The sequence below is a fragment of the Acinetobacter sp. YT-02 genome, from assembly GCF_002412355.1.
Lineage (GTDB): Bacteria > Pseudomonadota > Gammaproteobacteria > Pseudomonadales > Moraxellaceae > Acinetobacter > Acinetobacter towneri.
Genome location: NZ_NOZT01000026.1, coordinates 1 through 21,702, shown reverse-complemented (window position 1 = coordinate 21,702; position 21,702 = coordinate 1). Strand labels below are relative to the sequence as shown.

General features: G+C 42.0%; 20 protein-coding genes and 1 pseudogene. 10 read left to right on the top strand and 11 right to left on the bottom strand.

Annotation, left to right across the window (positions count from 1 at the left end):
* Window positions 1-70 precede the first annotated feature (70 nt).
* From CF596_RS08355 to CF596_RS08345, 3 genes are all read right to left on the bottom strand, one after another.
* On the bottom strand, window positions 71-343 hold the full coding sequence (locus tag CF596_RS08355; protein ID WP_096902074.1) for a hypothetical protein: 273 nt from the start codon (window positions 341-343) through the stop codon (window positions 71-73).
* A 68-nt stretch (window positions 344-411) separates the two neighbouring features.
* Window positions 412-1,029, bottom strand: coding sequence for an L-threonylcarbamoyladenylate synthase (locus CF596_RS08350; RefSeq protein WP_096902073.1), 618 nt, complete (start codon window positions 1,027-1,029; stop codon window positions 412-414).
* Between the two features lie 91 nt (window positions 1,030-1,120).
* Complete coding sequence (locus tag CF596_RS08345; protein WP_096902070.1) at window positions 1,121-1,783, bottom strand: elongation factor P hydroxylase; 663 nt, start codon at window positions 1,781-1,783, stop codon at window positions 1,121-1,123.
* A 98-nt stretch (window positions 1,784-1,881) separates the two neighbouring features.
* Here CF596_RS08345 and CF596_RS08340 point away from each other — a divergent pair, with 98 nt between their 5' ends.
* The 6 genes from CF596_RS08340 to lysM all read left to right on the top strand — a co-directional run bounded on the left by CF596_RS08340 (window position 1,882) and on the right by lysM (window position 5,663).
* Window positions 1,882-2,439: a DUF177 domain-containing protein gene (locus tag CF596_RS08340; RefSeq protein WP_004972332.1), complete on the top strand. Its 558-nt coding sequence runs from the start codon at window positions 1,882-1,884 to the stop codon at window positions 2,437-2,439.
* Window positions 2,440-2,514: 75 nt separating this feature from the next.
* On the top strand, window positions 2,515-2,697 hold the full coding sequence (rpmF, locus tag CF596_RS08335; RefSeq protein WP_004972331.1) for a 50S ribosomal protein L32: 183 nt from the start codon (window positions 2,515-2,517) through the stop codon (window positions 2,695-2,697).
* Between the two features lie 204 nt (window positions 2,698-2,901).
* Window positions 2,902-3,888 carry an ACP S-malonyltransferase gene (fabD, locus tag CF596_RS08330; RefSeq protein WP_096902067.1) on the top strand — a complete coding sequence of 329 codons (987 nt, stop codon included), beginning with the start codon at window positions 2,902-2,904 and terminating at the stop codon, window positions 3,886-3,888.
* Window positions 3,885-4,619 (top strand): 3-oxoacyl-ACP reductase FabG, encoded by a 735-nt coding sequence (gene fabG / locus CF596_RS08325; RefSeq protein WP_004972328.1) that lies wholly within the window; start codon window positions 3,885-3,887, stop codon window positions 4,617-4,619. The genes fabD and fabG overlap by 4 nt, the downstream gene beginning before the upstream one ends.
* Before the next feature lie 83 nt (window positions 4,620-4,702).
* On the top strand, window positions 4,703-4,939 hold the full coding sequence (gene acpP / locus CF596_RS08320; RefSeq protein ID WP_096902066.1) for an acyl carrier protein: 237 nt from the start codon (window positions 4,703-4,705) through the stop codon (window positions 4,937-4,939).
* A 250-nt stretch (window positions 4,940-5,189) separates the two neighbouring features.
* Window positions 5,190-5,663: a peptidoglycan-binding protein LysM gene (gene lysM / locus CF596_RS08315; RefSeq protein WP_004972325.1), complete on the top strand. Its 474-nt coding sequence runs from the start codon at window positions 5,190-5,192 to the stop codon at window positions 5,661-5,663.
* 326 nt (window positions 5,664-5,989) lie between these two features.
* Here lysM and CF596_RS08310 read toward each other — a convergent pair whose 3' ends face one another.
* Both CF596_RS08310 and CF596_RS08305 read right to left on the bottom strand, forming a co-directional pair.
* Window positions 5,990-7,273, bottom strand: coding sequence for a ribonucleotide-diphosphate reductase subunit beta (locus CF596_RS08310; protein WP_096902063.1), 1,284 nt, complete (start codon window positions 7,271-7,273; stop codon window positions 5,990-5,992).
* A gap of 470 nt (window positions 7,274-7,743) precedes the next feature.
* Complete coding sequence (locus CF596_RS08305) at window positions 7,744-10,575, bottom strand: ribonucleoside-diphosphate reductase subunit alpha (RefSeq protein ID WP_096902060.1); 2,832 nt, start codon at window positions 10,573-10,575, stop codon at window positions 7,744-7,746.
* Between the two features lie 589 nt (window positions 10,576-11,164).
* Here CF596_RS08305 and bfmR point away from each other — a divergent pair.
* Window positions 11,165-11,881 carry a response regulator transcription factor BfmR gene (gene bfmR, locus CF596_RS08300; RefSeq protein ID WP_096902057.1) on the top strand — a complete coding sequence of 239 codons (717 nt, stop codon included), beginning with the start codon at window positions 11,165-11,167 and terminating at the stop codon, window positions 11,879-11,881.
* A 62-nt stretch (window positions 11,882-11,943) separates the two neighbouring features.
* A complete protein-coding gene (gene bfmS / locus CF596_RS08295; protein WP_096902056.1) occupies window positions 11,944-13,611 on the top strand; it encodes a sensor histidine kinase BfmS in 1,668 nt (555 codons plus the stop codon).
* Window positions 13,612-13,710: 99 nt separating this feature from the next.
* Here bfmS and putP read toward each other — a convergent pair whose 3' ends face one another.
* The 5 genes from putP to CF596_RS08270 all read right to left on the bottom strand — a co-directional run bounded on the left by putP (window position 13,711) and on the right by CF596_RS08270 (window position 18,531).
* Window positions 13,711-15,201 (bottom strand): sodium/proline symporter PutP, encoded by a 1,491-nt coding sequence (gene putP, locus CF596_RS08290; protein ID WP_096902054.1) that lies wholly within the window; start codon window positions 15,199-15,201, stop codon window positions 13,711-13,713.
* A gap of 221 nt (window positions 15,202-15,422) precedes the next feature.
* Window positions 15,423-16,280 carry an SPFH domain-containing protein gene (locus CF596_RS08285; protein ID WP_004972306.1) on the bottom strand — a complete coding sequence of 286 codons (858 nt, stop codon included), beginning with the start codon at window positions 16,278-16,280 and terminating at the stop codon, window positions 15,423-15,425.
* 1 nt (window position 16,281) lies between these two features.
* Window positions 16,282-16,767 carry an NfeD family protein gene (locus CF596_RS08280; RefSeq protein ID WP_096902094.1) on the bottom strand — a complete coding sequence of 162 codons (486 nt, stop codon included), beginning with the start codon at window positions 16,765-16,767 and terminating at the stop codon, window positions 16,282-16,284.
* 130 nt (window positions 16,768-16,897) lie between these two features.
* A complete protein-coding gene (locus tag CF596_RS08275; RefSeq protein WP_096902052.1) occupies window positions 16,898-17,815 on the bottom strand; it encodes a patatin-like phospholipase family protein in 918 nt (305 codons plus the stop codon).
* Window positions 17,816-17,877: 62 nt separating this feature from the next.
* Entirely contained in the window at window positions 17,878-18,531 is a 654-nt protein-coding gene (locus CF596_RS08270) for a 1-acyl-sn-glycerol-3-phosphate acyltransferase (RefSeq protein ID WP_004972299.1), read from the bottom strand.
* A gap of 227 nt (window positions 18,532-18,758) precedes the next feature.
* On the opposite strand from CF596_RS08270, the gene CF596_RS08265 reads away from it, so the two are divergent.
* The gene (locus CF596_RS08265; protein WP_096902051.1) at window positions 18,759-20,042 is read left to right on the top strand and encodes an MFS transporter; all 1,284 of its coding nucleotides are present in this window, start codon (window positions 18,759-18,761) and stop codon (window positions 20,040-20,042) included.
* Between the two features lie 271 nt (window positions 20,043-20,313).
* Here CF596_RS08265 and CF596_RS08260 read toward each other — a convergent pair whose 3' ends face one another.
* Window positions 20,314-20,991 carry a YetF domain-containing protein gene (locus CF596_RS08260; RefSeq protein ID WP_096902049.1) on the bottom strand — a complete coding sequence of 226 codons (678 nt, stop codon included), beginning with the start codon at window positions 20,989-20,991 and terminating at the stop codon, window positions 20,314-20,316.
* A 152-nt stretch (window positions 20,992-21,143) separates the two neighbouring features.
* On the opposite strand from CF596_RS08260, the pseudogene CF596_RS08255 reads away from it, so the two are divergent.
* A pseudogene (locus tag CF596_RS08255) lies at window positions 21,144-21,484 on the top strand (DUF559 domain-containing protein).
* The last annotated feature ends 218 nt before the right edge of the window (window positions 21,485-21,702 follow it).

Below are 21,702 nucleotides of genomic sequence, written 5' to 3'. Positions count from 1 at the left end.
CTAAAATAAATCGGGATTGAGGGAGATTTAAGGCAAGTTGTAAAAATTAACTCATTCAATCTTTAAGTATTTATTTCTGTTTATTCTGTAATGCGTATTCAATCATTGCCATGCAGCTATCTTGCAGGCAAAGATTACGGCTTTCTGATTGTGCCAAAAGTGCTTTGCATAATGCTGCATCTAAAAAATAAGTATAAGTAGCGGGAGGTTCAGGCATTGTTGCTGTGAATGCAGTTTTGGAACATACGATTGCATCGGACTCTAATGTCCAAGGATGTTGCACATAAATGTGCATCTCATCCGAGAACTGCTGCAAATTTAACAATACCTGAAATAAAGTCATCGGTTTAATTCATGCAAGCAAGGCTTTTAAACTGCCGTGCTGTCAATCACTTTGAAGGTAGTGAATGCTTATTCAAAAGCACTCACATCTCCCACACCACGACGCACAATTTGCGGGTTGTCGCCCGATAAATCAATAATACTGGTGGTGCTAAGTGTGCCTAAGCCACCATCAATCAGTACATCAATACGTTTGTTGAGTTGTAGATCAATCTCGTATGGATCATCTAAAGGGTCTTCTTGCCCTAGTAAAATCAGGGTGCTGGTCAGTAAAGGTTCGCCTAATTCTTTAAGCAGCATGCGACAAATGGGGTTGCTTGGAATACGCAAACCAATGGTTTTTTTATTGGGATGCATCAAGCGACGCGGAACTTCACTGGTCGCAGGTAAAATAAATGTGGTGACCGCAGGCGTATTGTTTTTCAGCAGACGATACATGGCATTGTCCACTTTGGCGTAGGTGGCAATATCCGATAAATCGGCACAAATAATGGCGTATTGGTGTTTTGCGCCTAAACCACGAATTTGTGAAATGCGCTCCATCGCGTTTTTATTACCAATTTGGCAACCAATCGCATAAGCAGCATCGGTTGGATAGACCACCACATCGCCTGCGCGTATGCGTTCAACCGCTTGGCTGATTAGACGCGGCTGTGGATTTTCAGGATGTACTCTTAAATGCAACATATGAATTCCTCAGTAGCGTAAATGTGACGTTAGGCTCATTATGAAAGGGGATTGATGTCACTTGCAATCATTGCCTTGTGCTTTATTACATTTAATCCAAATTTTTTCGTTCAAACTCTGCAATTTGTAATGTTTTGCCACCTCGGGTGCAGTAACAAATACATTCAATAAAGCGTTTTGCATCGCGTGGTAATTTGGCTTCTCCGTTAAAATAACGCTGCACTTGGGCAAAGACATTGTCTTTAAATGTGCGGCCATCTCCACCTTCACCGGTCAGGTTATCTAAAGATACACGGAATTTTCGTCCAAACGCTTGAGCAAACAGCCATTCAATGGCTTGAGGTTTAATTTCAACCTGTTCAAATAAGGCTTGTTGTTCCTGAGTACGACCATCGGGAGCATACCAATAGCCTAAGTCTGGCAGTAAACGTCGTTGTTCGCCTGCGATGCTCCAATGGCTAATTTCATGTAAAGCGCTATTAAAGAAACCATGTGCAAATTGAATACGTGCAGGCTGTGTTGCCGTGGCAGGAAAGTACTCAGGTTCAAAATCACCTTTGACCAAGTTCACATTTAGGTGGGAAAACCAGTGATTAAAGTGTAAGATGAGCCAGTCCACCTGTTCCGTTTCTGTATTGAGTTTTGCCCAGTCCGAGAGTTGCACTTGGGGGTGCGAAGTGTCAGAATTGGTGGTTGGAAGTGTGCTCACAAGTGATGAAAAATTCACTTCTGTTTGCGGCTGCAACAGATGCATGACTGTGTTACCCAAAATTGGTCTGTCTAAATAAGTACAAAATTGTATCTTAATCTTTGACAGAGTACTGATGAATTTGTAGAATTGCCGCCTTAATTATGTCAGCAAATACCTTTCCGGCACAGATTGAGCCGTTTAAATGGGCTGAACAGGGCTTTACATGGTCAGGTAACCTGCCATTGTCTCGCTTTGCTCGTATCGCCCGTGAAGCTGTTGGATCAATTGATGATCAATTGGTTAACATAGACTGTAAGCTATCAATGGATGCGTATCATCGCATTGTATGGCTAGATGGTCATATTGAAACGAAAGTTCCAATGGAATGCCAGCGCTGCTTGGGTTCTGTAGAAATAGACCTCGTTTCAGATTTTCATCTAGCTCTTGTGGATGATGAGTCACTGATAGAGCGCTTGGATGAGGATGCTGATTTCATTGTATTAGGTGAAAGTGAAGCCACCACCAAAGGCGATTATGATTCGCCTGCGACGGCTAATTTACTGTCACTTATAGAAGATGAATTGTTATTGTTGTTGCCTTTATCTCCTAAGCATGACGCTTGCGAGCATAAGCATCAACCTGCCATTCAGAACATTGCCGAAGAAAAACGTGATAATCCGTTTGATGTTTTGGCAAGTTTGAAAGGTAAACTTAACTGAAAATTATGTTATAATTTCCAGTTAAGACAACTCAATTTGTTCTGATCCATTTTTCGATCTTTGTAAGGAGCCATCATGGCCGTTCAGCAAAACCGTAAAAGTCGCTCTCGCCGTGACATGCGCCGTTCACATGACGCTTTAACCGAGAATGCATTAACTGTAGACCAAGCTACTGGTGAAACTCATCGTCGTCACCACGTAACTAAAGATGGTTTCTACCGTGGTCGTCAATTATTCGCTAAAGCAGATGCTGAATAATTGGTGATGTATTAAGCGTCAAGCTTAGTAGAAAAAATGGGAGCGTAAGCTCCCTTTTTTTGTGCCCGATTTTTGTTGTATTTGGCAATTACTAAAAACAAAATTAAGTGTTAAATTTCCGCTCCATAACTGAGCTTACATGAGAAGGTGTGGGTTGTAGCTGCAAAAAACTACAATTTGCGCATCTTAATTAAAGGATTTTTTATGTCTGCTAAACGACTCGAGCAAGCAGCTCAAGCCACTAAAACTGCATTTGTCTTTCCTGGTCAAGGCTCACAAAAAGCCGGTATGTTGGCTGAGCTTGCAGAACAGTTTAGCGGTGTGCGCGAAACATTTGCAGAAGCCTCTGAAGCGATTGGCTTTGACTTATGGCACATTGCACAAAGTGGTGAAGGTTTAGACCAAACAGAATTTACTCAGCCTGTATTACTCACTGCAAGTATCGCTTTATGGCGTGTGTGGTTAGAGTTGGGTGGTGTTGCACCAAAATATTTGGCAGGACACTCATTGGGCGAATACAGCGCATTAGTAGCTGCAGGCAGCTTGAGCTTGGGCGATGCCGTTAAACTGGTAAACTTGCGCGGCAAATTAATGCAAAACGCTGTGCCACAAGGTCAGGGCGCAATGGCTGCCATTTTAGGCCTTGAAGATGCCAAAGTGCTTGAGCTATGTGAACAAGTGAATGTGCAAGGTCGTGGCTCGGTAGAAGCAGCTAACTACAATGCACAAGGGCAAGTGGTTATTGCAGGCGATAAAACTTTAGTCGAAGCAGTAATGGCATTGGCCAAAGAAAATGGCGGTAAAGCCATTGCCCTGCCTGTATCTGTACCTTCACACTGTTCATTGATGAAACCTGCTGCCGAACAGTTTGCACAAGCTTTGGAACAAACTGCCATTGAGCTACCGCGTATTCCTGTAATACAAAATGTCAACGCTGGAATCGCGGCAGATGTTGCGCAATTAGGTCAGGCACTCACTGCGCAATTGTACCAATCGGTGCAGTGGACACAAACCATGCAATACCTACAAGATCAGGGTATTGAATATATCGTGGAATGTGGCCCAGGCAACGTATTGGCGAATCTTGCGAAGCGTTTACCGAATATCGAAAAAGCATTCCCACTCGACACACAAAGTCGTATGGAAGATGCACTAAATGCCATTTTAGTGGCAGAAGGGAAAATTGCATGACACAAGAACGTAAAGTTGCATTAGTCACAGGTGCAAGCCGAGGGATTGGTGCAGCCATCGCTCAGCAACTCATTCAAGACGGTTTTTTTGTGGTAGGTACTGCCACTTCTGAAGCGGGCGCAGAAAAATTATCGGCAAGTTTTGCAGAAAACGGTGCAGGTAAAGTATTGGATGTCCGTGATGGTGCAGCCATTGATGCATTGGTTTCTGAAATTGAACAAAGCTATGGTTCAGTTTTGGTTTTAGTTAACAATGCGGGCATTACCAAAGATAATTTGTTACTGCGTATGTCAGAAGATGATTGGGATGACATTCTCAACATTCACTTAAAGGCAGTTTACCGTTTATCTAAACGTGTCTTGAAGGGCATGACCAAAGCACGTTTTGGACGCATTATTAATATTAGTTCTGTGGTAGCACATTTTGCGAACCCAGGACAAGCGAACTATTCTGCGGCAAAAGCCGGTATTGAAGCATTCAGCCGTAGCCTTGCCAAAGAAATGGGCAGTCGTCAAATTACAGTAAACTCGGTTGCTCCGGGCTTTATTGCAACTGAAATGACAGATCAGCTAAGTGAAGAAATTCGCAAAAAAATGAGTGAGCAAGTGGCATTAAACCGTTTAGGTGATCCACAAGATATCGCAAATGCAGTGAGTTTCTTGGCTTCTGACAAAGCTGGTTACATCACTGGTACAGTGTTACACGTAAATGGTGGTTTATACATGAGCTAAGCTCAAGTATAAACTTTCAAAATTTTATAGATTCAATTAAACTAACGGCATTAAAAACGCCACAAGCAATGAGGAGAATTCCTGTGAGCGATATCGAACAACGCGTTAAACAAGCGGTTGCAGAACAACTTGGTCTTAAAGCTGAAGAAATCAAAAACGAAGCATCTTTTATGGATGACTTAGGTGCTGACTCTTTAGACTTAGTAGAGCTTGTAATGTCTTTCGAAAACGATTTTGACATCACAATCCCAGACGAAGATTCTAACGAAATCACAACAGTTCAATCAGTAATCGACTACGTAACTAAAAAACTTGGTTAATTGTTGATTTCAGCTCTGCTGAAATGAAAGCCACCGCAAGGTGGCTTTTTTATGCGCTGTCGTTTTTACAATCGAATATGAAAAAGGCGCATTTTGTTAAATGTGTGATGTAGCTTACATTTTGTTACCAGGCTAGTGTCTAATCACAACCGAAGTCGCTTATTTTTTTAGTTATAAATGAATGAGAACAGAAACGTGCTTATGTAAGTGAGCGACGCTTTATAACAGCAGAAAAAAATAGGAGTACCTCATGGGTCTTTTTGATTTTGTAAAAGGGATTGGTAAGAAAAATACAGCACCTGCAGAGCCACAAGCTGCACCAAGCACACCTGCAGAACCATCAGCACAAGAAATTGCCAATAAACTTTTGGGGCATGTGAAAAGTTTAGGCTTACCTGTGACAGGTTTATCGGTGAGTTATAACGCAACTACTGACTTAGCGACAGTGCGTGGACAGGTCAACAGTCAGGCAGACCGTGAAAAAATTATTCTTGCAGTGGGTAATATTGACCATGTTGCACAAGTAGATGATCAACTCACAGTTGCAACCCCAGAACCAGAAAGCAAGTTCTATACAGTAAAATCAGGCGATACCTTATCTAAAATTTCTAAAGAATTTTATGGGGATGCCAACCAATACAACAAAATCTTTGAAGCTAACCGTCCATTACTAAAAAATGCCGATGACATTTTCCCAGGACAGGTGTTGCGTATTCCTGCATAAATGTGAGCAGCCTGAATAAAGGCGCGTGATGCGCCTTTATTTATTTTGTTTTTTGTCGTTTTTGGGCTGTTGGATTATTGCCCTATTCTCATAATGAACAAAAGAAGTAAAAAAACGGCATTATTGTATAAATATTTTGTAAGATAACGATTTTTAAAGGTTTATGGAAATTTTAAAAATAAATAAATTAAAAAAATCAAATTGTTAGGTATTTGCACAACCTAGCCATTAAATACTCGATCGTATCTTTAAAAAAACCGCCATGAATGGCGGTTTTCTCAATGACAACTCATGTGTCTCACAACGATATTTTATGTGTCGCGATATTACCAGCTCAACGCACCGCCCGTCTGATAATCAGTCACACGCGTTTCAAAGAAGTTCTTCTCTTTACGCAAGTCCATCATTTCAGACATCCATTGGAACGGGTTGTTTACGCCAACAAACTGTTCAGGTAAACCGAGCTGACTTAAACGACGGTTACAGATGAATTTCAAATATTCTTCCATCATGCCTGCGTTCATACCCAATACACCACGTGGCATAGTGTCACGCGCATATTCAATTTCAAGCATCGTGCCTTCAAGAATCATTTGAATCACTTCTTGCTGGAATTCTGCAGTCCACAAGTGTGGGTTCTCAATCTTGATTTGGTTAATCATGTCGATACCAAAGTTCAAGTGCATAGATTCATCGCGTAAAATGTACTGGAATTGCTCTGCAACACCATTCATTTTGTTACGACGGCCCATCGACAAGATTTGGCTAAAACCGCAGTAGAAGAAAATACCTTCAAGTACACAATAGAATGCGATCAAGTTGCGTAGCAAAATTTGGTCGTTTTCAGGTGTACCTGTTTTGAAAGTAGGATCACTTAAAGATTGCGTGTACTTCAAGCCCCACGCTGCTTTACGTGCAACCGATGGTACTTCGCGGTACATGTTGAAGACTTCGCCTTCATCCATACCTAAAGATTCGATGCAGTACTGGTAAGCGTGAGTGTGAATCGCTTCTTCAAAGGCTTGACGCAAAATGTACTGGCGGCATTCAGGGTTGGTAATGTGGCGATAAATAGCCAATACCAAGTTATTAGCAACCAATGAGTCTGCAGTAGAGAAGAAACCAAGTGAACGCATAACAATGGTGCGCTCATCTTCGGTTAAGCCATTTTCAGACTTCCACAACGCGATGTCGTGGTTCATGTTGACTTCTTGTGGCATCCAGTGGTTTGCACAACCATCTAGATATTTTTGCCATGCCCATTCGTATTTGAAAGGTACAAGCTGGTTTAAGTCTGCACGACAGTTGATCATGGCTTTATCATCAACCTGTACGCGTGACGCACCCATTTCCAACTCTTCAAGACCTGGAGCAACATCCAGTTGTTCTAGAGCGTTAGATGCTCTTGCCAACGGATCGGTTGAATCTGTTGCTCCACTTCTAGGGGCTGTAGCGGGTTGTGCAGCTGCCACAGTCTTCTGTGGTTGCTCTGCATGAGATACCATCTGCGGATCATGCGCTTTTTGCGGCTCGACGGGCGCAGACTTGTGTTCAGGAGCAGCCGGTTTTTGCGAATCATCTTCGAAATCGTCCCAACTTAGGATAGACATATCAATTCTCTCTTCGTTGCTTTATATCTTTTATGGACATCCAGCTACGCTGAGATGTCTTAATATACGCTTAATTTGTGAAAGCAAAATTAAGTTTTGCTCATCTTGGTCTGAAAAATGTACATTCCGACCAATGTGCTCACGACTTATTTTGCTTTCGCTGTTGTTTTGCCGCTTGTACCCAAAAGTAAGCAATTGGTGCGTAAAACAACACTACAAAGGAAACCAGCAAGACCGCGAGTCCTAACATATAGTTGTGGGTCATGTGTGGCATGTAGTGGTTTCCTTATTAATTTAACAATCCATTTTCTTGTACTAAATCCATGCATGATTAATCATGCATGGATAAAATATGTTTACTATTTCTCATCGCCTTTGATAGCAACTATTAAGGCGGTAAATACTGCCATGAATAATACTATCAATAATAAAATTACAATAAGTAGTACAAGAAAATATGGAATAGTCATTTATTGACAAGCCTCACAATCAGGGTTGTCAATGCTGCATGCTTGTGGCACTGGCGCTGCATTTGCAAAGCCGTCTTCCTCTGCAGGAACTTCAGGTTTAATTTCCTGCGCTACCGCTGCAACAGGTGCTGCCGTAACAGTTGCAGGTTTTACTGCGTTCAATGCGCCCGTGTTAATAGTCGATTTCTCTGCAGAAGTCGCACCTAATGCACGTAGGTAGTAGGTGGTTTTCAGACCACGTAACCATGCCATTTTGTAAGTCAGGTCAAGTTTCTTACCGTTTGCACCTGCAATGTACAAGTTCAACGATTGCGCTTGATCAATCCATTTTTGACGACGTGATGCTGCATCTACAATCCAGCGTGGCTCAACTTCAAACGCAGTCGCGAAAATTGCTTTCAATTCTTCAGGAATACGTGAAATTTTTTGTACTGAACCTTCAAAGTGTTTCAGGTCATTCACCATTACAGAATCCCACAAATCACGCGCTTTCAATGCACGAACGAGGTAAGGGTTGATTACTGTAAATTCACCAGACAAGTTCGACTTCACATATAAGTTTTGGAATGTCGGCTCGATAGACTGAGAAACGCCACAAATATTTGAAATGGTTGCAGTCGGTGCAATCGCCATCACATTTGAGTTACGCATACCGTCTTTTTGAACTTTGGCACGTAAGCTGTCCCAATCCAAACGCTGTGTACGGTCTACTTCAAACATACGTTCTGGACGCGATTTCGCCACAATGTCTAAAGAGTCAATTGGTAAGATGCCTTGATCCCACAATGAACCTTTAAATGTTTCGTAAGTACCACGCTCAACCGCCAAATCGCTAGACGTTTGAATCGCGTAGTAGCTGATCACTTCCATAGATTCATCGGCAAATTCAACTGCAGCATCTGAACCATAAGCCAAGTTCATCTCATAAAGCGCATCTTGGAAGCCCATGATGCCCATACCTACAGGACGATGTTTCAAATTTGAATTGCGTGCTTGTGGTACAGCGTAGTAGTTGATGTCGATGACGTTGTCGAGCATACGTACTGCAGTTTTAATAGTACGTGCCAATTTCTCACGGTCTAACACACCACCTTGAACGTGTTGTACAAGGTTGATAGAACCCAAGTTACATACCGCGATTTCATCTTGGTTGGTATTTAGGGTAATTTCAGTACACAAGTTAGATGAGTGCACTACACCAACGTGTTGTTGCGGTGAACGTAAGTTACATACGTCTTTGAATGTGATCCACGGGTGACCTGTTTCAAACAACATTGACAACATTTTGCGCCATAAGTCCTTCGCACGAAGTTTCTTATGTAGCATGTTGGTTTCTTTGGCAATGCTTTCGTAGTACGCATAACGCTCAGCAAAAGCTTCGCCCGTCAAGTCGTGCAAGTCTGGTGTTTCAGATGGCGTAAACAATGTCCATTCTGCATCTTCAAAGACACGTTGCATGAACAAGTCAGGTACCCAGTTGGCTGTGTTCATATCATGGGTACGACGACGGTCATCCCCTGTGTTTTTACGCAGCTCTAGGAATTCTTCGATGTCTAAGTGCCAGGTTTCTAAGTACGCACATACCGCACCTTTACGCTTACCACCTTGGTTGACCGCAACAGCTGTATCGTTAGCAACTTTAAGGAACGGAACAACACCTTGAGATTTACCGTTTGTTCCTTTGATGTATGAGTTCAAGGCACGTACTGGCGTCCAGTCATTGCCTAAACCACCTGCCCATTTAGACAGCATTGCGTTGTCACGCATTGCACCATAAATGTTGTAAAGGTCATCGGAAATTGTAGTTAAGTAACAGCTTGATAACTGTGGACGTAGCGTACCTGAGTTAAACAGGGTAGGCGTAGAAGCCATGTAGTCGAAGCTAGACAATAAGTTATAGAACTCGATTGCACGTGCTTCACGGTCATCTTCATTAAGCGCCAGACCCATTGACACACGCATAAAGAACAATTGTGGAAGTTCAAAGCGTACGCCATCTGAGTGAATGAAATAACGGTCAAATAAAGTTTGCAGACCTAAATAGGTAAACTGGTTTGAGCGTTCAGGCTGAATCGCTGCAGCAAGTTTGGCAAGGTCAAACTCAAGTAAGTCTGCAGAAAGCAAATCAAGTTCTACACCTTTTTTCAGGAAAGTTTCTAATGCTTCGCCTTCAGGTGTATCTGTTGCCAAACCTAAAAATTCTAAGCCTGTTGCTACCAAGTCATTACGCAATAAACGCGCAGTCACATAGGTATAGTTCGGCTCTTGCTCAATACGGGTACGAGTCGCCATCATCATGGTGGTTGAGATGTCAGACTCTTTTACACCGTTGTAGAGGTTTTTCACGGTTTCATCAATGATGGCATCTACATCAATGCCTTCTAAACCTTCTGCCGCTTTATTCACGGTTGCTTTTAACTCACCTAAATCTAGTGGTTTAAGCTGACCGTTTGCATCAGTGACTTGTAACGTCGGGTGATGGTTTTCACCTGCTTGCTTACGCGCTTCTGAGCGTTGTTCACGGTAGATGACATAAGCACGAGCAACTTTTTGCTCGCCTGTACGCATGAGCGCAAGTTCAACTTGGTCTTGAATTTCTTCAATGTGAATAGTTCCGCCAGACGGTAAACGGCGGTTGAATGTGTTCAACACCATTTCAGTCAGTTGTTCGATCCGATCATGAATGCGGCTTGAATCGGCGCTTTGTTGACCTTCTACAGCCAAAAACGCTTTGCCAATTGCAACTGCAATTTTTTCAGCATCAAAAGCGGCAACATCACCAGTGCGTTTAATCACTTGTAATTGACCAGGGGTTGAGGTGATTACGCTCATGTCAGCATAGCTCCATTGTCATCTATTGTTATGTTTATGGACCATTAAACTGGGCAAAACTTAGGCCGCAGTGATTGAGGGATAAACACAAGACTTAGTGGTTTAAAATTGAATTGAACACAAGATACGGGAAAATTGAGGGTAGTTCAATATTGACTTTTTCTTTTAAATTTTGACTGATTTGGAATTAAGATTGTTCTCAAAAATACCGTTTTTGGTCCTTTGGGCTATAAGCCTTATCAGACAAGGGCATAGCATAACAAAGCTCGGAAAAACTGCTTATAGATAACCTTGTGGATAACTTGAAAAGTTAGGAGATAATTTTTCCAAAGGCGGCAAAGGCTTGATCTAGTGCAAAAAATACCCATTTTGTAACTTTATATTTCTTAAATATGTTTAAAAATCACCAAAACTAGAAAAGTGCTATAAATTCAATGCTTAATAAAAATATAACAAAATAATACGCAGATGTATCAGTTTGGTGAACAGTATCTTGTTTACAATGTAAACGTGTGTATATTGCAAATTATATCAAGACCTATCTCTCAGATTTTAAAAGGATAGGTCGAATCCAATAAAGGGACAGGTTATGAGTCAAGAAGAAAAGTTACCAAAAATTTTAATTGTTGAAGATGATGAACGCCTTGCACGACTTACGCAGGAATACTTAATTCGCAATGGTTTGGAAGTTGGGGTAGAACCAGATGGCAACCGTGCGATTCGCCGTATTATTGCCGAGCAACCTGATCTTGTGGTGCTCGATGTGATGTTACCAGGTGCCGATGGTTTAACCATTTGTCGTGAAGTTCGTCCACATTATCATCAACCAATTTTAATGCTGACTGCGCGTACTGAAGATATGGATCAGGTGCTAGGTCTGGAAATGGGTGCAGATGACTATGTTGCAAAACCTGTGCAGCCGCGTGTGTTGTTGGCGCGTATTCGTGCTTTATTGCGCCGTACCGACAAAGTGACTGAAGATGAAGTGGCACAGCGCATTGAATTTGATGATTTAGTGATTGATAACGGTGGTCGTTCTGTAACTTTAAATGGTGAATTGGTTGATTTCACCAGCGCAGAATATGACTTGTTATGGTTATTGGCTTCAAATGCAGGGCGTATTTTATCTCGTGAAGATATTTTTGAGCGTCTACGCGGCATTGAATATGATGGTCAAGACCGTTCAATTGACGTGCGTATTTCACGTATTCGTCCAAAAATTGGCGATGATCCTGAAAATCCAAAACGTATTAAAACTGTGCGCAGTAAAGGTTATTTGTTCGTTAAAGAAACCAACGGCATGTAATACGCTTTTTTCTGAGTCAAATACTGGCTCACATATAAAATAAGTCACATAGGACGGATTTTGTGCTTAAACACAGTATATTCTTGCGCATATATGCAGGATTGGTGATCTTAGTTGCAGTAGTTGCCATTTTGGCGTACTTATTGGTGCAAATCATCAACTATCAGCGTGCGCAAGAATATCGTGAGTCTTTAACTGATGGTATGGCTTATATTATTAGTGAAGGGATTGCACGACAGCAAAACGAACAGCAAAAGAAAGACTGGATTTCTGATGCATCCGATTTGCTGGAATTGCCCATCTACTATGTGCAGGCAGACAAAGTAGATTTGTCGCGCGCAGAGCTTAGACGGATTAAAGAACGTAAAGCGGCTGTGCGCTATAATGCCGAAAATATGATTGCCTATATTATTTTGGGTATGAAAGATGATCCAAATCATTATTTATATATCAAGGCAGATAAAATTACAGAACGGCAAATGAAAGCTTTGCCGATTTTTGTTTTAGATTATTTGGTGTATTACCCGGGTCAGGAAAAAGAATATCTAGCCAAAATTCAGCAGCACTTTTCTTATCCGGTCAATATTAAAAATATTCAGGAACTGCCACTCGATTCTGAACAGATTGGGCGTTTAAGACTCGATCACAGCATTATTTTATATCGTGACAATGCCACCGTGCGTGGTACAACCATCTCGATTGTGTCACCGATGCCAAATTCACCCTCAGAAGTCTTGGTTTTAGGGCCTGTGCCGTTATTTAACTGGATGCCATTCCAGTTGGCAGCAGGCATTACCTTGCTCAGTATGTTTATGTTGAGCTTGGGGGTTTATGGTCTGATCTTGCCTATGCAGCGTAAGATTCGCCAAGTGAACTATGCCTTAAACCGTACTAAATCGGGCGATTTAAACATGCGTTTGCCTGTAGATGGCACAGATGAAATGGCAAGTTTGGCATCTAGCTATAACAGCATGTCCGACCATATTCAGCGTTTGATTGAGGCGCAGCGTGAACTGATGCGCGCTGTATCGCATGAGCTGCGCACGCCTGTGGCACGTATTCGTTTTGGTATGGAAATGCTGGCAGAAGAAGATGATTACGAATATCGCTTACAGCAAGTCGAAATGATTGATAAAGATATTGAGGCTTTAAACACCTTGATTGATGAGATCATGACCTATGCCAAACTTGAACAGGGCATGCCATCTTTAGAAATTGAAAAGATCGTTTTGGTTGAAGTGCTAGAGCAGGTGGCTACGGAAACAGAAGCATTGAAAACCCAAAAAGATATTCAATTGCTTGCCCCACCTGTGACTTTGGAAGTGGAAGCTGAACGCCGTTACTTGCACCGTGTGGTACAGAACTTGGTGGGCAATGCAGTCCGTTACTGTGACCATAAAGTCTTGATCAGTGGCGGTATTAACGAACAAGGCATGGCCTATGTTTGTGTGGAAGATGATGGGCCAGGGATTCCCGAACAAGACCGAGAACGTGTATTTGAAGCCTTTGCTCGTTTAGATGACAGCCGCACCCGTGCTTCAGGTGGTTATGGTTTAGGTTTATCTATTGTGAGCCGTATTGCTTATTGGTTTGGTGGGAAAATTGAAGTCGATCAGAGTCCAAACTTGGGTGGTGCACGTTTTATGATGGTTTGGCCTGCCAAACGGTTTAGTAAGGCAAGAAAAAAAGTCGCAGCAGAGAAAGAGAAAACTACAGATTCATTGACTTGATTTGAGTGTACTAAAACTTTTCTCAGACATAAAAACCAGTGCAGTTCAAGGCACTGGTTTTTTATCGCTTTTTTATCTCTATGCAGATCAATCTACAGCTTAGTGCGATTCTTTATATTGCTGATCGGCCTGTTCAAAACGGTCTGTCACTTCATGACTTGGCGCTTTACCCAATAAACTCACCACGACAATCGCAATCCAAGAACACATAAAGCCTGGAATAATTTCATAAATACCCGTATCTGCCCAAAGGTTTTTCCAAAGAATGACCATAAGTGCGCCGACAACCATCCCCGCCAATGCACCATTTAAAGTCATGCGTTTCCAGAACAAAGACAAAATGATTAGTGGACCAAATGCTGCACCGAAGCCTGCCCAAGCATAAGAAACCAATCCCAAGGCTTTTGATTCAGGATTACCCGCCATCCAAATAGCAAGCAGCGCAATCATGAGTACCATGCCGCGTCCGACCCACACCAATTCATTTTGTGAGGCATTTTTGCGTAAGAATGATTTGTAAAAATCTTCAGTTAAAGTACTTGAACAGACCAAAAGTTGACAGCTTAGGGTACTCATCACGGCAGCTAAAATTGCAGCCAATACCACACCTGCCACCCACGGATTAAACAGGATTTTGGTCAATTCCATAAATACTGTTTCAGGATTGGCATTGACCACACCTGCCAGTTCAGGATGTTGCTGGAAGTAGGCGATACCAAAAAAGCCCGCAGCCACCGCACCGCCTAAACATAGTGTCATCCATGTCATGCCAATACGACGTGCATTCGGAATAGACTTGACTGAATCAACCGCCATAAAACGCACTAAAATATGCGGCTGTCCAAAATAGCCTAAGCCCCATGCCATGAGGGAAATGATCGCGACCCAGCTTAAATCACTGACTAAATTCAGCGCCTGCGGACGAGCCGCTTCTAAAGCAAGTGTGACTTGGCTTAGGTCAGAAAAGCTGAGTAGGGTAATGATAGGGGTCAGCAAGAGCGCAAAAATCATCAAGCCAGCCTGAATGGTGTCCGTCCAGCTGACTGCCAAGAAACCACCAATAAACACATAGCTGATGGTGGCAATAGCACTAATCCACAATGCAGTGCTATAAGGCAGATCAAACATACTTTCAAATAAGCGCGCACCTGCAACCATGCCCGAAGCACAATAAATCGCAAAGAAAATTAGAATTACGCAGGCAGATACAATCCTTAAAATTTTTCTTTGATCATTAAAACGGTTAGAAAAATAATCAGGCAAAGTCAGTGCATTGTGCTGTACTTCGGTGTGTACTCGTAAACGACCTGCCACCAAAAGCCAGTTTAGCCATGCGCCAATAATCAGACCAACGGCAATCCACATTTCAGACAAACCTGAAAGATAAATGGCACCGGGCAAGCCCATCAGCAACCAACCACTCATATCGGATGCGCCTGCAGAAAGTGCGGTGACAAAACTGCCAAGACGACGACCACCTAAAATGTAGTCCGAGAAATTTCGAGTCGCGCGATAAGCCAATAAACCAATGACAATCATGGCGACAATATAAAACAGGAAAGTAATAATGGTGGGGTTGAGTGCGCTCATACAGTATCCATTTGGGTTTTGGACAGTCGATGAAAATACAGACTGCTGCTAGACGTGAGTCACTCAATTTTGTGAGTGCAGACATCTCATCTGCGGTGCTGATTTCATCAAGAAACGCGAAATTTAACCATACATTAAAAAATATTTCAGATTTTTTTCTGAATGGGCATAAAATAGGCAGCTTGAAAGCTGCCTATCATCTTGATGTTTATCTGATTTGCTTATGGATTATTGCGACCCATAACACCACGAATAGTATTCAAGACATCTGCAGGTAAGACCACAGTTTTGGCATTGTTCGATTTCGCCATATCTTGCATGGCTTTTACATATTGCTCACCCAATAAGTACGCCACAGGAATTTCTTTATCACCCACCGCAGAGCTGACCATTTCAATGGCACGTTGAGAAGATTCTGCCAATACAACTTGCGCTTCTGCATCACGACGTGAAGCTTCCAAACGACCATCGGCTTCTAAAATAGCCGCTTGTTTTTCACCATCGGCTTTGGTTACGGTAGCACGACGCTGACGTTCTGCTGCAGCTTGTTCTTCCATAGCTGCCTGCATGGTATGCGATGGTTTAATATCCTGAATTTCTACAGTTTTAAGGGTAATTCCCCAGTCTGAAATATCATCAGAAATGGCTGCTTTGAGTTTGGCTTTGATGTGATCGCGCGAAGACAAGGCATCATCCAAATCCATTTCACCCACAATAGAACGCAATGAGGTTTGAACCAGGTTTTGAATTGCCCAAGTATAGTTTTCAATACCATACACTGCTTTTTCAGGAGTCGTGAGGTTAATGTACGCCACCGCATTCATAAGCAGAACTGCGTTGTCACGGGTAATGACTTCCTGAGATGGAATATCTAATACAATATCTTTGGTGGTGACTTTATAGGCCACTTCATCGACATAAGGAATGACGAAGTTGAGTCCTGGTGCAAGTGTAGTGTGGTATTTACCCAGACGTTGCACAATCCATTTATAACCTTGCGGAACAATTCGCACGCCTTTAAAAATGGTAATTCCAACAAAGGCTAAAATCGCTAAAACAATAATAGATCCACCAGACATTTTAATTTCTCACTTTTTCGTTGTCATGTGCGCTGTGATGCGGCTGCACCACTAAATCATTTCCCAAAATATCAATCACGCGAATCCGATCTCCCACTTGTACAGGGCTCGTGGTACGGCAGTTCCATTCGTCTGAACCAAGTACGGGCATGGGGAAACGGACTTTAATTTGATCATGTTCTAAGTTGGTTTGAATAACCATGCCAATTTGTCCAATGGTGGCTTCGCGTGATAAACCTGCTTTAGTTTTATCGGTAGATAAGGGTTTGATAAACTTAAACCACGCCAAGGTACACAGTACCGACAAGATAATCCACATCACCAATTGGGTAGTGGTACCCATCATGGGGAACATCCAGTATAAAATACCGACCATGACTGCCCCAATGCCAAACCATAAAGCGGCAAACGCAGGCAAGACCAGTTCTGAAAGCATTAACAGAACGCCTAGTACAAACCAGTGCCAAGGTTCAAGAACGAATTCCATACATCTACTCGCGTATTTTTTACGATTGGTTAATTCTAATTGCTTAGAGAAACGCATCGACTTAAAAAGATGCGCTCTCATCACTTTAACAGATCAATAAGTTTATGAATATTAAAAAAATCACTGAATCCTAAAATTTCGGACGCGGTGCAGGTTTCAGCGCGGCAGGTGATTTTTTAAAGTTATTGATGGCTTGCAGAATTGCTTTGACCTGTAATTGTGCGGCTTTTTCACCTTCTAAAATGGTTTGGTTACTGGCTTTTAAATCTAGAGTACCAATATGTCCAACTTTAGGTTGAATCACGATATTGGCCTGCGCCAATTCCTGATTGATGCTTTGCTGCCCCATAATATTGAGGGTTTGATCGAGTAAGCCCCACATGCTGACAGGTTGATTGCCTGTCGGACGTGCAGAAATATCCACTGCAATGACTAAGTCGGCACCCATGGCTTTAGCCGTCTGTACGGGAATTGGGCTGACCAAGCCGCCATCCACATATTGTGTTCCGCCAATGGTGGCAGGTACAAAAACATTCGGAATACTGCAAGAGGCACGTACGGCTTGACCAGCATTGCCTTTAATAAAGTCGGCTTTACGTCCATTATCTAAACGTGTGGCAACGGCAGCAAAACGAATTGGAAATTTTTCAATCGGTTTATTGGCTACGTGTTGATTGACAAAGTCTTGTAACTTTTGACCTGCAATAAAACCCTGACGGTTTAAGGTTAAATCACGAATGTCGGATTCTTTAAAGGTTAGGGCAATATGTTGGAGCTGATAAGGACTTTTACCACTGGCGTATAAACTGCCGACAAAGCTGCCTGCACTGGTGCCTGTGACAATTTTTGGTTTAATCCCGTGAGACTCTAAAACTTTAATGACGCCAATATGTGCAAAACCTTTAGCACCACCGCCACCCAGCGCCAGTGCAATTACAGGTTCACGTGCTTGGATAGGTGTGGTGCTTGGCGGTGTTTTTGTTGTTTTGTCGCAGCCAGCCAAAGTTAGAGCTAGTACGCCCACTAAAGAATAACGAATCAGTTGCATATCAAATCTAAATTTAGATCAAAGAATATTGCGCCCATCTGAACAAAAAATAGAAACTTTGACTAGCCCTTTTTCAAAAGCTTTTGTAACGGTTTTGCCAACCAATGTGGATTTTTAGCCGAAAACTTGCCGTGATATTGCGTATAAATTGCATCTAAATCTTGAGCATAATCGCCCGTAGGATGAAACACGCCCAAAATATGAATGGTTTTGTGTGCATAATCAAAAGAGAACATCACAATTGGGATATTGGCGCCGTAGGCAATATGGTAAAAGCCACTGCGGATATTTTCGGCTTGTTTACGTGTGCCTTCGGGCGCCATACCAATCCAGATTTTTTCTTTTTTTCGTACAATCTCAATAATATCTTGGGTATGTCCTTGAGGAGAATGGCGCACCACAGGAATTACCCCAATCCAGTTTAAAAGTGGCTTGAGTGGGGTTTCAAATAAAGTGTGCTTACCAAAAATAGTAATTTGAATACCTAAACCGAGTAGGGCGGTAAAACCATGCCACGCATCAATATTTGACGTATGCGGTGAGATAATAGCAACTGCTTTGGGCAAGTTGGGAAATTCGCCCACCATTTGCCAGCCTTGCGCCAAAAAAATATTTTTAAATAAAGCACGACTGCTGGCTGTTCCACGTTGTGGAACTTGGTCGGGTAACTGTGGAAATTGCCGTGCACTGCGTGCAAAAGGATTGGTGATTTTCATGAATGCGATGTCATCCTGACGTGCGTGATTAACAACAATAAATACCCAATATCATGACGCATGAATCTAAATCTATTCAAGATATTAGACTTTCGCTTTGTCTGATTCATTGGCAAAATAGTCGAAATCTGAATGTGAAAGTGATGAAAAATAACAATCCATTATTCAAAATTTTAGTGTAGTACTGCGTTTTTTTGATCTTTTGCCCATATCTAAATTGAGATGCTATGCCCAATTTGCGCCAAACTTATTTGTTGTTATTTTCTCTGTATTGGGCGCAGGGCTTGCCTGTTGGTTTTATGACCCATGCCTTGCCTGTGATTTTACGTGCGCAAGGTGTGTCTTTGGCACATATTGGCGGTTTCGGTTTGTTAATGCTGCCATGGTCAATCAAAGTGTTTTGGGCACCTTTGGTGGATCGCTTTGGACATTCATATTTTGGGCATTATCGTAGCTGGATTTTGCCGTGCCAGTGGCTGAGTGTTTTGGTGCTGATTGGGCTGTCCTTTTTACCGATTGAGTCCTTAAATCATCCTATATATTTGTGGGTGTTTTTTGTGGCTTTGCTCGGTATGAACTTGGTCGGTGCAACCCAAGATATTGCCACCGATGGTTTGGCGGTCAATATTTTACAAGCCAAACAGCAAAATTGGGGTAATACCTTTCAGGTGGTTGGTTCACGACTGGGCTTTATTGTGGGTGGTGGAGCAATTCTGTGGGCATTGGATTGGCTAGATTGGCAAAAAACCTTTCTGATTTTAGCGGGATTGGTGTTTTTAAATACCTTATCAATTTTAATGTTTAAAGAACCACAACATGCCGCTAAACAAGGGCTTGTTCAAGATCAAAGCAAAATGTCATTTCACGCACGTCTTGCTGTGATTCGTGAATATCTGCGCTATTTTGTGGAAACGCCTGTACTGTACGCATGGCTATGGGTGTTACTCAGCTTTAAAATTGCCGATGGTTTGGCTGGCCCTTTATTAAAACCTTTAATGGTAGATTTAGGCTTAAGCTTTTCTCAAATTGGCATTTATGTGACCATGTTGGGAGCAATGGCCGCTTTGTTGGGTGCAGGCATCGCAGGGTTGATGCTGAAATGGTGGTCTAGAGCGCATGCCCTCATCATTTTTTCTGTGCTTAAAATTTTGAGTTTAGTGGCCTATGCTTATTTGGCTGAATTGTATGAACAGCAAGTTGATGTGGCACACTGGCTGATTTATAGCATTAATGCTGCGGAAGATTTTTGCTCTGCCATGTTACTTGTAGTGATGCTAACCTTGATTATGCAGTACAGTCGTAAACAATATGCAGGGACTGATTTTACATTTCAGGTTGCGATTATGGCGACTGTGAGCGGGGTACTTTATATCCTGAGTGGAATCTTAGGCGATGCTTTAGGCTACGCGAATTATTTACTGTTGATTTGTATTGTTGCGATTCTATGCTTTGTACTGATCTGGAAATGGGCAAAGCTTGCGAAAAGCGTTCAATCATCAGCACTTGAATAACAAGGTAGATCATCAAGACAGAATGACAGGCTTAAACCACTTTAAAAAATACATTGAGTGAAAAAATAAAAGCGACCTTTAAAGAGTCGCTGGAGTATAAAAGGTATCCACATTGAAGCAGATACCGATCTCGTTTTTGTGATTTTCAAAAATTATTATTTGCGCTTTCAGTGCTTCACTTCGGCAGCGCAGGTAGTATAACTTTTAATTATGACAATCCTGCGACAACTTAAGTCGCATATAGGTGTGTTGCAGCTAAAATCAACATATTCTAGCTGCGATATGCAGTATTGATTGCCAGTGTCCATTGTTGGTGATTACAACGCGGACAGGCTTCATTGGCGTGTTCAAGTAAACGGACATGCCCACAATACATGCAGGCATAATACGTGTTTGGAGTTGTGCGGTTCACGGGTTGGTAAGCTTTAGGGAATAAGGGTAAACCATAGCGTGTGGCACCGTCATGAAAAAATAACATGCTGAATTTGCCATCACTTTCTAGTAAACCGACACGTACTTGTCCCAAATGCTCCACACCTTGTTGGCGCATTTCGGCAAAGAATTCATCATGCGACATTTTGCCGTATTTAATTTTTTCTAGGACCAGTTCGCCATTTTCTACAATATACAGTGATTTACCTTCAATCAAATCTTCAAAGGGTTGGTATTTCATCATGAGCCATGTGGTCAGGCGATACATTCCAATCACTACTGTCATCACCACCAAGGCGTGTACCAAAGGTAAATCTTCCGTGAACATGGGGTCGCCTGCAATAGAACCGAGCGATAAAATAATGGCCAATTCAAAAATGGAAAGCTGGCGTACTCCGCGTTTCCCTGTAAGGCGCAAAAATATAATAATCATGCTAAACATGAGTGCTGCCCGAATCATTAATTCGGCAACAAATGCCCATGTAGTATCGTGAATAAAGATGGTAAACCAATCCATAGATTGTCTATTTTGTTATTTTGATGCTTGATACTATGCTTAAATTGAGTGGGTAAAATAGTGGTTTTGAGTAAACAACTGCAATTATTTGAGTGGTTTAGAAAAAAAATAAAAAACTGTTATATTGTCTAAAAATTATAAATATAAAAATAATGAATCAGAAGATGAATCCGCAACTCTTACAGTTTGCTAAACCCATGCGTCATGCCGCTACAGATGCTGAAATTTGCTGTGGCGGCGACTTTGTGCCAAACGCTTTATGGAGCTTAAATTTAAACGTCAGCAGGTCATTGAGCCTTATATTGTAGATTTTTACTGTCATGAAATTGGCTTGGTGATTGAGGTAGATGGTGGACAGCATGGAATAGATGATGCTATTGAATATGATGCTGCACGAACCAAGTTTTTAGAGGCTTTGGGTTTAACCGTTGTGCATTATCGGAATCATGATGAGTTGGGGCGGACGGATATGGTTTTAGAAGATTTGTGGTAGAGATGTTTTGAACTAAAACAGACCTCTCCCTAACCCTCACTTGCGCTTTGTTTTAAAGCAGTGCTTTAAAACTTGTTCAGGAGAGGAAATTCCATTGTGAAATTTATATTGGCATTAAATCAAATGACGCTCCCTCTCCCTATGAGCATAGGTATCTACACAATTTCCATGTTTTGCGTTAAATTGAAGAGCATGCTCTTCAATTTTAACATCTCTCG